This is a genomic window from Roseburia sp. 499 (assembly GCF_001940225.2).
Classification (GTDB): Bacteria; Bacillota; Clostridia; order Lachnospirales; family Lachnospiraceae; genus Petralouisia.
Genome location: NZ_CP135164.1, coordinates 2775666 through 2789694, shown reverse-complemented (window position 1 = coordinate 2789694; position 14029 = coordinate 2775666). Strand labels below are relative to the sequence as shown.

Sequence of the window (14029 nt, the reverse complement as noted above, 5' to 3'; positions counted from 1 at the left end):
TTTTATAATAACTCCTGCACGCTCAAATGCGGGCAGAAGGAGGATAGACAAAATGAAAAAAAGAAAATGGAAAGAAATTGTAATGTATGCCCTGGCAGTACTGGTGGCGAAAGTGGAGTTTGTGGGGTGTTTTCCGTTAATACCTGCCTTTTTTACGGTGGCATACATGGAAGAAATCAATCGAACCCTGCTGTTAATATTTTCTATATTTGGAATGGCGCTGTTCATACCGGTACAGGAAATGGCAAAGTATACGATGGCAATTTTAGTAACGGCAGTGGTAATTAAATTAATCGAGTGGGCGAATAAGACTTGCCGGACCTGGGTGGGAGCGGTGTCCATGGGAGGTAGTGTGTGTTTGGTTGCTATGGCAGGAGAATTGCTTCAAGTTCGAAATCGGATGGTAATATGGATGGGAATATTAGAAGCCCTGTTGGTTGCAGGAATGGTGTTGGTGGCATCGCCGGCATTTCATTGGTTTTTGGAGGAAAACATTACATGGAAAAGAAACGAGAATTCCGGGAAAACAACACCAGAGCATGGAGAAAAGCTTCAGTCTTATGCGAAGTCTTTTAATGGGTTGTCTCAGATATTTTCTCAAATGAATCAATATAAAAGCAATTTTGAGCCGGAAGAAATGGGCAGGATGCAGCAGGAGATTACTGGAAAGATATGCATGTCCTGTAATCAGTGTGCTATCTGCTGGCAGGAGGATACCAGTCCCATGTATGAGTTATTTTATAAGTTGATTCATTCGTTGGAAAAAAGAGGTGTGGCGGAAGAAGAAATACAGCGGCAGTTGGAGGACTATTGTCCTTACTCGGATACGATTATAGAAGAAGCGGTAGGGGTATTTGAAAAAGCAAAGTTAAATCTCTCCTGGTATAATCGTTTGCTGGAAAACAGGGGCATTATTGCGGAACAACTGGATGCAATGGCAGGTATCATGGAGGATTGTGCCAAAGAATATATTGATGTAAGTGAAACGAAGGGGCGCCTGTTGTCTTCGGTAAAATACAGGCTTAAAGAAAGGGGAGTGGTAGTAAATGATATTCACCTTTATGAACGACAGAATGGTAAATTGTCATTGCAAATGAAGGTGTACTCTAAATGGGGAAATTGTGTTACCATAAAAGAAATTGCAAAAGGAATTTCTTTGGGGATGAAACGAACCATGGTTCCGGGCAAATATGTTCGTTCTCTGGTGGGAAAGGAAGAGGCATACCTGACTTTTGAGGAAGATACCGTATTTCACAGTCTGCATGGAGTGGCAAGACTTACCAAGGATAATGCACAGATATCCGGTGATAGCTTTTCTGTATTGGAACTGGAAGGTGGTGACTGCGTACTGGCATTATCAGATGGGATGGGTTCTGGAATCAGTGCTTGTAAGGAAAGCGAAATGGTGATAGAGTTAATAGAGAAGTTTTTAGAAACCGGATTTCAGAAGGAAACTGCAATTCGTATGATGAATTCTGCCATGGTCATTCAAGGAGAAGAAGGAATGTTTTCTACTGTGGATATGGCAGATATTGATTTGTATACTGGAAAGTGTGATTTTTATAAAATCGGGGCAGCAACCACCTTTATTAAACGTGGAGAAGAAGTGGAGTGCATTTCCTCTGCAACCCTTCCGGTGGGGATTTTTCATCAGATAGAAATAGAAAAGTCATCAAGACAACTTCAAAGCGGTGATTTTGTGATACTGGTAACAGATGGGGTGCTAGATTACCTGAGGGTTCCATCACCGGAAGAAACACTGCGGGAGATTTTAGAAACAATAGAAACTAACAATCCGGGGCAGCTGGCAAAGCAGGTGCTAGAGCGGATTTTACTATTTACAGCCGGAAAAGTGCCGGATGATATGACCGTACTGGCGGCAGGAATATGGGAGAAATAAATGCAAAAGAAAGTACTTGAGTTTATGGAACAGCATCATATGGCAGAAAAGGGAGAACGTATTCTGGCGGCAGTATCCGGCGGGGCAGATTCTATTTGTCTGCTGCTGGTGCTGTCCCGGTTACGTACCGAAAAGCAGTATGAGCTTTGTGTAGTGCATGTAGAGCATGGGATTCGAGGAGTAGAGAGTGAAAAAGATGCAGAATTTGTAGAGAATTTTTGTAAAGAGCATAAAATTCCATGTAAAGTATATCATTGTAAAGCGGAGAAATACGCAAGAGAGCATAAAATGACCGTAGAGGAAGGGGCAAGAGAACTGCGGTATGGGTATTTTCAAGAGGCAGCTAAGGAGTTCCGAGCTGATAAGATTGCGGTTGCCCATAACCAGAATGATTGTGCGGAGACCATTTTGTTTCATTTGGCACGAGGAACCGGGCTCAAAGGACTTTGTGGAATTCTTCCGGTGCGGGAGAATATCATACGCCCGCTCTTGTGTGTAGAGAGAAAAGAGATTGAAGCGTATTTAAAAGAGCAGGAACAGGAATATTGCATTGATAAGACGAATGCGGAATTAGAGTATACCAGAAACCGTATTCGGCATCAGGTATTGCCGGTGTTGGTAGAGATTAATAGTCAGGCAGTGGCACATATGAATCAGACCGCAGCAATGGCGGTGGAGTTGGAAGAATTGATGCGGCAGCTTACGGAGGAAGCGAGAGAGCGTTGCATCTGTAAAGAGGAAGTGGGGATTTTTATTTCGCAAAAACTGCAAAGTGAAAAAAAGATGATACAGAAGAATTTGCTACATCGAGTGTTGACAGAGGCTGCTGGATGTAGCAGAGATATTTCCAATGTGCATATCCAACAGGTGTTGGAACTGTTGGAAAAGCAAGTGGGGAAAAAGGTGAATTTGCCCTATCAGTTGGAAGCAGAGCGGACTTATGAAGGAATCCGAATCCAGAAGGCAAAAGAAAGTATTGTTGAGAATATGTTACAAAAGGTATGGGAAATCGTGCCGGGGGAAACGTTGGAAATACCGGAATATGGATATCGAATTCAAACCAGAATTCTGGAAGAAAATTTTGGAAGTCAAGAAATTCCGCAAAAAATGTATACGAAATGGTTGGATTATGATAAAATAAAAGGAAGTATGCTCCTTAGAACCCGCCGGGAAAAGGATTATTTTGTTATCAATACTCAGGGCGGAAGAAAGAAATTAAAAAAATATCTGATAGAAGAAAAAATACCACGAGAACAGCGGGATAAACTATTGCTTTTAGCGGATGAAACACATCTTATCTGGGCAGTGGGATACCGCATTGGTGAAGATGTAAAAGTAACAGAGCATACAAGAAGAATTTTGGAAATACGAATAGACGGAGGAAATATTCATGAGTGAAAATATTCGCATATTGATTTCAGAAGAAGATATAGAAAAAAGAATTCTGGAAATGGCAAAAGAGATTAGTGAATATTATAAAGGAGAAGAGGTGCATTTGGTCAGCGTATTAAAAGGTGGAGTGTTTTTTACCTGCGAATTGGCGAAAAGACTGACAGTGCCCGTTTCTATTGATTTTATGTCGGTATCCAGTTATGGAAACGATACCAAGTCTAGCGGTGTAGTAAAGGTAATCAAGGATTTGGATGAGGCAATTGAAGGAAAGAATGTTTTAGTAGTGGAAGATATCATTGATTCCGGAAGAACGTTAAGTTATCTGATGGAAAACTTAAAAAGTAGAAAACCAAAAAGTTTGAGGCTTTGTACCCTTTTAGACAAACCGGAGCGTAGAGTAGTAGATGTTCGGGTGGATTATACCGGATTTGCTATCCCGGATGAATTTGTTGTGGGCTATGGATTAGACTATATGCAGCATTACAGAAATCTACCTTATATAGGGGTAGTAGAATTGAATGCTTAAAAATAGATAAAAGATAAGAGGAGGCGTGTACATGAACACACAAAAAAGAAATAGAGCGTTTGGATTATACATTGGAGTGATTGTAATCCTGGCGTTGGTATGGCTGTTAAGAGATAGTTCCACCGGATTAGGACAGTCAGATAATTATACCTACGCACAGTTTGAAGAGGATTTAGATGCAGGAAACGTGCAATCCGTAACGATTTCCCAGAATCGTGAAGTGCCAAGTGGTGAAGCGGATATTACCATAAAGGGCAAGGATGATAAGACTACAGTAGTATCTTTGTATTTATCCGATGTAAATGCAATTCAGGATACTATGAAAGAATATAAATTTACACAGTATCAGGTTAAGGAAATGCCGCAGGAGAATTGGCTGATTTCTATTCTTCCCACATTGATACTGTTTGCTATATTGTTCATTTTCTACATCATTATGTCTAATCGTGTGGCAGCAGCCAATGGTGGCGGTAATAAAATGATGAATTTTGGAAAGAGCCGTGCAAAAATGACCACTGATGAGAATAAGAAGGTAAATTTCGCAAGTGTTGCCGGTCTAAAGGAAGAGAAAGAGGAATTGGAAGAGTTAGTAGACTTTTTACGTTCTCCAAGAAAGTATACTAAGTTGGGAGCAAGAATTCCGAAGGGAGTACTGTTGGTAGGACCGCCGGGAACTGGAAAGACATTACTGGCAAAGGCAGTAGCAGGAGAAGCGGGTGTGCCGTTCTTTAGTATTTCCGGTTCTGACTTTGTAGAGATGTTTGTTGGTGTTGGTGCTTCTCGTGTAAGAGATTTATTTGAAGAGGCTAAGAAAAATGCACCTTGTATTGTGTTTATTGATGAGATTGATGCAGTAGCACGTCGCAGAGGTACCGGAATGGGGGGCGGACATGATGAACGTGAGCAGACACTGAATCAGTTATTGGTAGAGATGGATGGTTTTGGTGTAAACGAGGGAATTATCGTTATGGCAGCCACAAACCGTGTGGATATTTTAGACCCAGCTATTATGCGTCCGGGACGTTTTGATCGTAAGGTGCATGTAGGAAGACCGGATATCGGTGGAAGAGAGGAGATTCTTAAGGTTCATGCAAAGAATAAGCCTCTCGGTGATGATGTAGATTTAAAACAGATTGCACAGACAACGGCGGGATTTACCGGGGCTGATTTAGAGAATCTATTAAATGAGGCTGCTATTTGTGCTGCAAAAGAAGATCGTGCTTATGTGATTCAGGATGATATTCGCAAATCCTTTGTGAAGGTGGGGATTGGTTCTGAAAAGAAGAGTCGTATCATTACAGAAAAGGAAAAGAAAATTACAGCATATCATGAAGCAGGTCATGCGATTCTGTTCCATTTACTTCCGGATGTGGGACCGGTATATTCGGTATCCATTATTCCTACCGGAGTAGGAGCCGCAGGTTATACTATGCCATTGCCGGAGCGGGAAGAGATGTTTAACACCAAGGGCAGAATGTTACAGGAAATTGTGGTAGACTTAGGCGGACGTGTGGCAGAAGAATTAGTTTTTGACGATATTACAACAGGAGCATCTCAGGATATTAAGCAGGCAACCGGTGTGGCAAAGGCGATGGTTACTAAGTATGGAATGTCTGAAAATGTAGGTTTGATTAATTATGATAATGATGACGATGAGGTATTCATCGGAAGAGATTTGGCACATACCAGAGCGTATGGAGAAAATATTGCCAGCATCATTGATCAGGAAGTAAAACGTATTATTGATGAATGTTATGCAAAGGCAAAGAGCATCTTGAATGAAAATGAAACCATTCTTCACAAGTGTGCAGAACTCCTCTTAGAAAAGGAAAAAATTGGAAGAGAAGAGTTTGAAGCGTTGTTTGAGGGATAAGTTGTGCAAAAATAAAGACGGTATTTCAAATATGGGAAAAAGGTACTGTAAAATGTGCATAAAAAAAGGATGTAATTTTTGTGAAGTTTGTGCACACTTATAGATGGATATATGGTACTATAATTAACGTAAAAACCCCCCAATACATTATATAGTTTTTGCTACACCCCATAGTAAAAATACCTTCTCCTAAAAAAGGCAGCAGTTCGACCGCTGCCTTTTTTACTTTGTAGAAAAACTTTTTTACTTGATTTAAGTGAAGATATTCGATAGAATGAATAAAAAGAGTGGAAAAAGTCTGTGAGCTGAGAGGTTATGTCTATGAAAGAGCTTTCGATTTATGAATTAAACCAACGACAGCAGTATATGATGCAGATGCGTCCTTTGTTAAAGAAGCATGCTTTATTTTCGGATGGAACGAAGGATTATAGGAGTCCGGCAGAACCAAAGGAAAATGAGCAAGTGACTCTTAGATTTCGTACGGCTAAGGATAATGTAGATATTGTACGGTTATGGAGTAATGGACAAAAATTTGTGATGGAGAAGTCAGAAAGCGAAGGAGAGTTCGATTACTATCAAGTTACGATACAACTTGGAACGGAGAATTTTTCTTATTATTTTGAAGTGGTAACAGGAATGCTTCATTGCTATTATGACAGAATGGGAGTATCACAGCAGGTAAGACCAGAATATAATTTTATTATTGTGCCGGGATTTTCAACGCCGGATTGGGCGAAGGGTGCTGTAATGTATCAGATTTTGGTGGATCGTTTTTATAACGGAGACCCATCGAATGATGTAAAGACCAATGAATATCACTATATTGGGATTTATAGCCAAGAGGTAGATAGTTGGAATAAGTTTCCGGCAAGCTTTGGTGTAGGTGAGTTTTATGGTGGTGATTTGGCTGGTGTAATGCAGAAGATGGATTATCTTCAAGAATTAGGTGTGGAGGTAATTTATTTTAATCCATTATTTGTATCACCATCGAATCATAAATATGATATACAAGATTATGATTATATAGATCCACATTATGGTGTGATTGTAGAGGATGGCGGGGAAGTATTACCCCAGGGGGAAACAGATAATTCTAAGGCAACCAAGTACATTAAGCGTGTTACAGATTACAAGAATTTGGAAGCTAGTAATCAGTTATTTGCGCAGTTGGTAGAAGAAGCACATAAGCGTGGAATGAAAGTGATTCTGGATGGTGTATTTAATCATTGCGGTTCTTTTAATAAATGGCTGGATCGTGAATTGATTTATGAGAAAGAATTAGGATACGCAACCGGAGCATATATCTCAGCAGATAGTCCTTATCGAAACTTCTTTCACTTCTATGATGAAGGGCAGTGGCCGTATAATGGCACTTATGACGGCTGGTGGGGACACGATACGTTACCAAAACTAAACTATGAAGGTTCCAGAGACCTTTATGATTATATTATGGAGATTGCCAGAAAATGGGTATCTCCACCTTATAATGCAGATGGATGGCGTCTGGATGTAGCGGCAGATTTAGGACATTCTGTAGAGTATAACCATCAGTTCTGGAGAGATTTTCGAAAGAATGTAAAGGAAGCAAACCCGAATGCTGTTATTCTTGCAGAACATTATGGTGATCCGGTAGATTGGCTGCGTGGCGATCAGTGGGATACCGTTATGAATTATGATGCATTTATGGAACCATTAACTTGGTTTTTGACAGGAATGGAGAAGCATAGTGATGGCTACCGTCAGGATATGCTTGGAAATTATCAGAACTTTGAAGGTGCTATGAATTATTATATGACGAGATTCCTTACACCATCTTTACAGTGTGCAATGAATGAACTGTCAAACCATGATCATTCCAGATTCCTTACCAGAACAAATCATAAGGTAGGTAGAGTTGACAATTTAGGAAGTGGTGCTGCAGCGCAAGATGTGAATAAAGGAGTCATGAAGGAAGCGGTTGTGGTACAGATGACTTGGCCGGGTGCACCTACGTTATATTATGGAGATGAGGTTGGCGTCTGTGGATTTACAGACCCGGATAATCGAAGAACTTATCCGTGGGGGGCTGAAGATCGCGAGTTATTAGACTTCCACAAGGAAATGATTCGGATTCATAAGGAAAATGAAGCATTTCGTACAGGGTCTTTGAAGCTTTTAGGCGGTGATTATCAGATGATGTGTTACGGAAGGTTTAACCGGGAACAGCAGTTTGTAATAGTGCTTAATAATGACGAGGTACAGCGTAGCATGAAGGTATCTGTCTGGGCAGCAGGGTTGAACAAGGAAACAAAACTGGAACAGATTATGTATACAACAAGAGATGCTCATTCTGTGGCACCCGTAATTTATGAAGTGCATGGTGGCTATTTGAATATATCGCTTCCGGCACACTCTTCCGTAGTATTGAAAAATATTGGATAAAAAATAGAATTTGTACTTGCAAGAGCATGAGCTATATGATATAATATGACATTGTCAGGGCAAAACTTTTGCATGACATATGGGTGGATTCCCGAGTGGCCAAAGGGGACAGACTGTAAATCTGCTGGCAATGCCTTCGAAGGTTCGAATCCTTCTCCGCCCATTTTATCTTTTATAAGATAATGTGCCGCAGTGGCGGAACTGGCAGACGCGCAGGACTTAAAATCCTGTGGTGGTGACATCGTACCGGTTCGATTCCGGTCTGCGGCATTAACATTTTGAAGCGGAAACATTGATGAATTCAGTGTTTCCGTTATTTTTTTATTCTTAAAGGTTTGAACACTTTTGAACACTTTTTTTACTTTTCAATCCTAAATTCTGGAAAGCCTGCATATCATCTTCGGATTTATCGACATTTCTAAGATAATGTAAAGTGGTTTCAACTCTACTATGTCCCATGAGTTTGGATATGGTAACAAGATTTTCGCCGTCATATGCTGTACTTGCATTGTAAAATCTAATTTTGTGACTTGAGTGATATGGAATATTACATTCTCTGCAATATTTTTTCAACCGTCGATTGAAACTGTCAGTTGTCATAAGAGAACCGTTAGGCTCAAAAACATATTTCCCATAAGGATTAATTTCCTTTGCTTTTTTCAGGATTTCTAATGCTTCATCTGTAAGATACTGTTCACGGTATCCGTGTGAAGTGTTTCCTTTCATCTGATTAGAAATAGTTACTGTTCTTGGTGAAAAGGTTAAATCATCATTTAGGATGCGTTCAGTCAACACTTGTCCGTGAAGATAAACTTTTCTGCTTGTATAGTCTATATCTTCCCAACGAATAGCTTTTGTTTCGCCAACGCGGATAAAAAGATAAAAGGAAAGCTGGATTGCCAAAGAATAAGGTTCATTGATTCCTTTTAGATAACTTAAAAGTGTTGCAGTTTCTTCTTGCGTAAAAACATTATCCGTTTGATTTTCTACTGGTTTGTATACAAACTGCTTGAAGTTTACATCTGATACGGGATTGTGTTCAATGATTTCTTCTTCAATCGCATATGAAAAAATACCATTCAGTACAGCACGGGCATTACTTAAACGTTTGTAAGTAACGGTTCTGTCTTTTGTAACCTTACGGAAGAACTTGATAAGAGTTATTGGCTTGATTTCAGCTAAAGGCATTTTCACTAAGTCAGTACCTTCAAAAAACTTTTTCCATTCCATTGTATTTTCATAAATGGTTTTTGGTTTTGCTGGTGTATAATCACGTCTGTAAATCAGCCATTTCTCATAAAAAGTTTCCAATGTAACATTTTTGCGGTCATTATTCTGTTGCTGTTCAATATAGAATTGAATAATCTCTTTTTCAAGGTTCTCTTTGCTCTTGCGCTTGAGAGGGCGGCGGTGATGAGGTTTTGTATCATCTGGTAAATAAGTGCGCCAGCTTTTCTCGCTTTCAGAGTAATAAATATCATATGTGTGGTTCTCTAAGATGATTTTTTCTAAGTCTTTTTTTATTTCTTTCATAGATTTATCTTCATTGAGAACTTCATCTAAGGGGATTTTAGCACAGTCAGCCAGCAGGGTCAATCGTGCTAATAGTGAATTGTCTGCCATATGTACTGTGCTTTCTCCTTTCTGATATTACTTATGTATTGTGAAACTGTGGTTAAAATGGTAGCTCCGTTTGCTCTGCTGTTGATAACGTCCGAAATTTTTCATTACGGTGCAAATATTTTTCAACAGAATTATAAATAGTAATGGTACCATTCTTAGCATAGATTCTTACTTCGTGTATACGTCGTAAAAATGCTTTCCATGATTCAGGATTGTCTTTCTGCACTTCTTTGTACTGCTCTTCTAATTCCCAGTTGGAAATGATGTAAACAGTATCAAAACATGCATACTTATTGACATAACGTGCCGGAAGTTCAATGGGATATATGTCACAGTAATTAAGCATATCTGATAATTTCAATCCCGAACGAAATTCATCAAATACCATAACAGATTGCATCGAATAGCCGTCAAACGGATGCTGGTAATCAGAAACACGATATACATTAGCATCTCCGTGTGCATCAAGTACACCTCTGGTTTTTCCGGTGCCTGTTGCTCCACTAATATAAATTACTCTCAGATTTGTGCGGCGTTCATTCTTATATTTCTCCTGCAAAAGCATAGTTCTAACCTTATCAATTTTATCGATATGCAGAATGTAATCATTGTTTATAGCCAGTATTTCAGCATTAGAATAACCATTTTTAACCATCTCATATAGTTCTTGCATATCTTGTTTTGTTCCTCTTTGAGCTGGTCTTATTCCCCATTCCATATAACTTCCCTCAATGCTGGTTTCTGCCTTTTCGGTTTCTGCCCATTTCCCCTCTTTTTTGATGTAATTAATATTGGATTCTACACCTCCTTTGGCTACATCAATATGAGCTTCTGGGAAAGCTTTCTTTATTTTTGAAAAACGTACTCTTGATGAAAAACAGACATATATGTGCGTATGGAGTGTTTTTCCCATCTCATCCGCCATTGCAAAAAATTGTAATGTAGTAAATTGGCTTATCAGAATTTCTGATATTTTTTTATGGTCATAGCCATGGTCAAGAGGGTTATTAATCGTTAACAGATATGAATTCCTCTGAAAATCATTTTCTTTCAAGTGTATCACCCCTTTCTGTCTATATAACTATTGCTAACTTGTGTTCGCTTTGTGCATTCTATGCGAACATACCTAAAGCCTTGTTTTTACTAGGCTTTAAGTGTGATTGTGCAGGCGGGGTAATACTATAACACCGCCTGCATCCAGACATTTCTTATCCATGCTCTGTGCTATTGCCTGAAGGCATCCGCACCGTTCATGGAACGAATGTCTGGTATTCCCATTATGGAGTAAAGCACAGTCTGTTTATTTCCGTAACCTAGTCCAGACATCACTACCAAATTATCTACGGATGTAAACTGTTTCCTTGAAAATTTAAAGGAATTGTGATGTAGATATAGGCATAGTAACTATCCTGTTGAATGGCAGTAATGTGAAAGCCATGAGACAAAAAGTAAAACTTTCTATCTATACGAGCACGATTATCTGGACATCTCTGTCTGGCTATTTTACATCTCACTGATTGAATATGAGTGTTAAGATAGCTAAGGGTGGATAGCATCCAGTCATTAGGAAACTTTCCTGTCCGGCATTTCTTCCAACGATAGCAGAAGGTTACTTCTTGGTTTACTTGTTTCCAACCAGCTGATTGTAATGAGTATTCATCTCGCACTGGCTCTAAGCCAGTGGGAGATGTACAGAGATGAAGCACGTAAGTAAGTTCAGAACACAGCTGTTGAGAACCCCAGACCAATTTTCTTTTTTCTTTCAGATTTTCCTCTGCCTTTTTATCGAGGTATGCTATAAGTGTTTCATAAAGCGACATTAGGCATCCCTCCATTCTATGTCCAAGTAATCCAAAGGAGCATTTTCGCTAAGGTATAAGCGATAAGTCTGTTTGGAATGGACTACATAGCACCGAAATACGGCAATATCTGGCTCTGGAAAAGTTACAGAAGCTATTCGTAGAGTCCTTAAAAGGGCACTGTTTTCGGCAAGAAAATAAGGAGCAACGTAGAATGTATGTCCATATTCCTGTGCGAAATCGATTTGTCCTTGAACTCTAGCTTGCAGATACCGACTATCAAAACCTAGGTGGTCTAAATCCAGCTCATAGGCTACCTGATAAAACGCTAATTTTCCTGCCTTAAAAAAGGGCTGGATGCCGATTTTTTCAAACGGATTTAGAGATAGCTTACATAAGGCATCCGAAAGTGCCTGTTCGATACGAATATACTGATGGAATAGAAATTCCTGTTTTTGTTCTTTTTCAATAGCTTTTCTTTTTTGCTTGTTCATTTTTTTTCCTCCTCGTTGTTTACATGACAATTTCATTATTGTTATCTTTCAGTAACTCAATGCTAGATGCTGTTACTGTTACTCCCTGTTTGAGATTACCACTGCTTTTTTCTATAAAGGCATAGGCTTTTATAACCATATCCTTAAACAGAACCTTGATTCCTATATTCTCTGCGGCAGCAATCATGTCATTTGTAATAACAGGTGTTTTGGAATCCTTGATTTTTACGTCGAAATGAGAATTGCTATTTCCAAGGCATCTGTATTTATGTCCGATAGCAGGTGGATTTTCCGCATTAGCGTTGTAATCCAGTAAAGGGTTAACCTCTGTTACTAAGCAAAAATCAACTTCTTTCTTGAAGTTAATATTGTTTAGTTCTAATTGTAAGTTCTTTATTAACATTGTTTCTCCTCCTTTGTTTGGTCTGGCGGGTTTGAAGAATCTATAGGAACACCAGCTATAGTAAAAATCCAGCGCAACTGATTCAAGCTAAGCTTATGAATAAGAATAGTACCTTCTTTATCAAGAATGTCATATTTGGTGATTCTTTCCTTATATATCCATAACTTTTCCAAACGCAGACCATGTTCTTTTAATGTGTTTTTTATCTGCTGATAGCTATAGGGGATTGCACCCATTGTTACACCTCCATTCTTAAATGCACTATCTACATTTAAGAAAAAGTGTAGGACTTCGTACCTTTCCTTTCATGCGTTCACCTGCTTTCTTTGTACACTTTAATTATCCTGCAAAAAGGTATAATCAGAAAGCACACCATTTGAGAATAAGTGTACACATTTTGTCACTATTTAAGTAAATGGTTATTATTAGTAAACCGATTATTAATTTTACTTATAAAGCAATTCTAATTTATCAACCATTGTAATAAAGATAGGTACTTTCAAAAAAGAGAAGTACATAAAAAAAAATCATTAATCATGTAAAGGTACTTGTTTGTATAGGTCTTATCCATTAAAGAAAGGAGATTTATACATATGAGAAAAGTGGATGAAATTGGCACAATGTTAAAAAAACAAAGAATGGTACATTCTGTTTCGGCAGAAGAAATGGCAGAAAAGCTTAACGTATGTACAAATACAATTCGAAGGTATGAGAAGGGAGAGGGAATAGAAAACTTTCAGACAATTGAAAGTTTATCTAAAGAATACAAAATTCCGTTGATGAAATTATTGTTTACACCAGAAGAGATTCGCAATGGTGCGAATCAAACAGAAATAGAACAAGTAAATTTGACAATACAGCAGATGCCATCAGATGCTAGAGAAATAATTTGCACTTTTATTAAAGAAATTGCAGGTTGTTTAGAAAGGAATAAATGAGTATTTGCAGAAAGAACACTTCAATTAGATTAACACCTAGTTAATGTCTATATTATCAAATCTACATACTACAAAAGTAGTTCAAAGGGTACTTTACCTTTGAACTACCTGTGGCATGTCTATTATTTATGAATTATCATCTACCAATAATCAAATAAGCAAAAAATGAGACCGCCACATAGTGACAGTCTTGTTATAAGTGATATATAAATTATTTCATGGTATCAATCAGAGTTTGTAACGCTTGAATTTGAATATTAGACAATTCCGTTACATCAAGATAGGAACGTGAAGAGCTGGTTCTGCCAAGAATGTAATCAGCAGATGTATGGAAAATGTCTGCAAGTGCTATGAGAGAACCCAGACTAGGAGATTTTTCACCTCTTTCGTAAGAAGAGACCATTGCTGGGGTAATATGAAGTTTATGTGCTACTTGGGTCTGGGAAAGCTGATTTTTTAGCCTTAGTTCCTTTAAACGTTCTGCCATAGTGGTGCTCATGGTATCAACTCCTTTTACTATAAGTTTAAAGTAATTGCAAAAACCATGAGCATAAAACATTTATACTGTTGGCATATAAAATAGGGTTGAAAGCAGAAAAACACTGTGATATAATGTAGCCAACGAACAAAGTACAATTGTATAGAGGCTATGTCCGCACA

Annotated in this window: 13 protein-coding genes and 2 tRNA genes; 8 read left to right on the top strand and 7 right to left on the bottom strand. The window is 38.6% G+C overall.

All coding sequences use genetic code 11. From position 1 onward, the window contains the following. Window positions 1–52: 52 nt before the first annotated feature. The 7 genes from BIV20_RS13660 to BIV20_RS13630 all read left to right on the top strand — a co-directional run bounded on the left by BIV20_RS13660 (window position 53) and on the right by BIV20_RS13630 (window position 8382). A complete protein-coding gene (locus BIV20_RS13660; RefSeq protein ID WP_075721118.1) occupies window positions 53–1900 on the top strand; it encodes a SpoIIE family protein phosphatase in 1848 nt (615 codons plus the stop codon). Continuing rightward, window positions 1901–3298, top strand: coding sequence for a tRNA lysidine(34) synthetase TilS (tilS, locus tag BIV20_RS13655; RefSeq protein ID WP_075721119.1), 1398 nt, complete (start codon window positions 1901–1903; stop codon window positions 3296–3298). After that, window positions 3291–3818 (top strand): hypoxanthine phosphoribosyltransferase, encoded by a 528-nt coding sequence (gene hpt, locus BIV20_RS13650; protein ID WP_075721120.1) that lies wholly within the window; start codon window positions 3291–3293, stop codon window positions 3816–3818. Before tilS ends, hpt begins: the two co-directional genes overlap by 8 nt. A 31-nt stretch (window positions 3819–3849) precedes the next feature. Next, a complete protein-coding gene (ftsH, locus tag BIV20_RS13645) occupies window positions 3850–5691 on the top strand; it encodes an ATP-dependent zinc metalloprotease FtsH (RefSeq protein WP_075721121.1) in 1842 nt (613 codons plus the stop codon). 321 nt (window positions 5692–6012) lie between these two features. After that, entirely contained in the window at window positions 6013–8112 is a 2100-nt protein-coding gene (locus tag BIV20_RS13640; protein ID WP_075721122.1) for a glycoside hydrolase family 13 protein, read from the top strand. Window positions 8113–8193: 81 nt separating this feature from the next. Then, window positions 8194–8275: transfer RNA gene (locus BIV20_RS13635), tRNA-Tyr, on the top strand. 23 nt (window positions 8276–8298) lie between these two features. Then, window positions 8299–8382: transfer RNA gene (locus tag BIV20_RS13630), tRNA-Leu, on the top strand. A 57-nt stretch (window positions 8383–8439) separates the two neighbouring features. On the opposite strand, the gene BIV20_RS13625 is transcribed toward BIV20_RS13630, so the two are convergent. The 6 genes from BIV20_RS13625 to BIV20_RS13600 form a co-directional block, all read right to left on the bottom strand. Continuing rightward, window positions 8440–9735, bottom strand: a complete 1296-nt coding sequence (locus tag BIV20_RS13625) for a tyrosine-type recombinase/integrase (RefSeq protein ID WP_075721123.1) — start codon at window positions 9733–9735, stop codon at window positions 8440–8442. 52 nt (window positions 9736–9787) lie between these two features. Then, window positions 9788–10789 (bottom strand): hypothetical protein, encoded by a 1002-nt coding sequence (locus BIV20_RS13620; RefSeq protein WP_158024938.1) that lies wholly within the window; start codon window positions 10787–10789, stop codon window positions 9788–9790. A gap of 286 nt (window positions 10790–11075) precedes the next feature. Beyond that, a complete protein-coding gene (locus BIV20_RS13615) occupies window positions 11076–11555 on the bottom strand; it encodes a hypothetical protein (RefSeq protein WP_075721125.1) in 480 nt (159 codons plus the stop codon). Then, window positions 11555–12028 carry a hypothetical protein gene (locus BIV20_RS13610; protein ID WP_075721126.1) on the bottom strand — a complete coding sequence of 158 codons (474 nt, stop codon included), beginning with the start codon at window positions 12026–12028 and terminating at the stop codon, window positions 11555–11557. Before BIV20_RS13610 ends, BIV20_RS13615 begins: the two co-directional genes overlap by 1 nt. 19 nt (window positions 12029–12047) lie before the next feature. Further along, window positions 12048–12431: a hypothetical protein gene (locus tag BIV20_RS13605; protein WP_075721127.1), complete on the bottom strand. Its 384-nt coding sequence runs from the start codon at window positions 12429–12431 to the stop codon at window positions 12048–12050. Continuing rightward, the gene (locus BIV20_RS13600) at window positions 12425–12667 is read right to left on the bottom strand and encodes a hypothetical protein (RefSeq protein ID WP_075721128.1); all 243 of its coding nucleotides are present in this window, start codon (window positions 12665–12667) and stop codon (window positions 12425–12427) included. The genes BIV20_RS13605 and BIV20_RS13600 overlap by 7 nt, the downstream gene beginning before the upstream one ends. Before the next feature lie 357 nt (window positions 12668–13024). Here BIV20_RS13600 and BIV20_RS13595 point away from each other — a divergent pair, with 357 nt between their 5' ends. Then, a complete protein-coding gene (locus BIV20_RS13595) occupies window positions 13025–13369 on the top strand; it encodes a helix-turn-helix domain-containing protein (RefSeq protein WP_075721129.1) in 345 nt (114 codons plus the stop codon). Window positions 13370–13580: 211 nt separating this feature from the next. Here the strand turns inward: BIV20_RS13595 and BIV20_RS13590 are convergent, their stop codons facing one another. After that, on the bottom strand, window positions 13581–13868 hold the full coding sequence (locus BIV20_RS13590; protein WP_158024939.1) for a helix-turn-helix domain-containing protein: 288 nt from the start codon (window positions 13866–13868) through the stop codon (window positions 13581–13583). Window positions 13869–14029 lie beyond the last annotated feature (161 nt).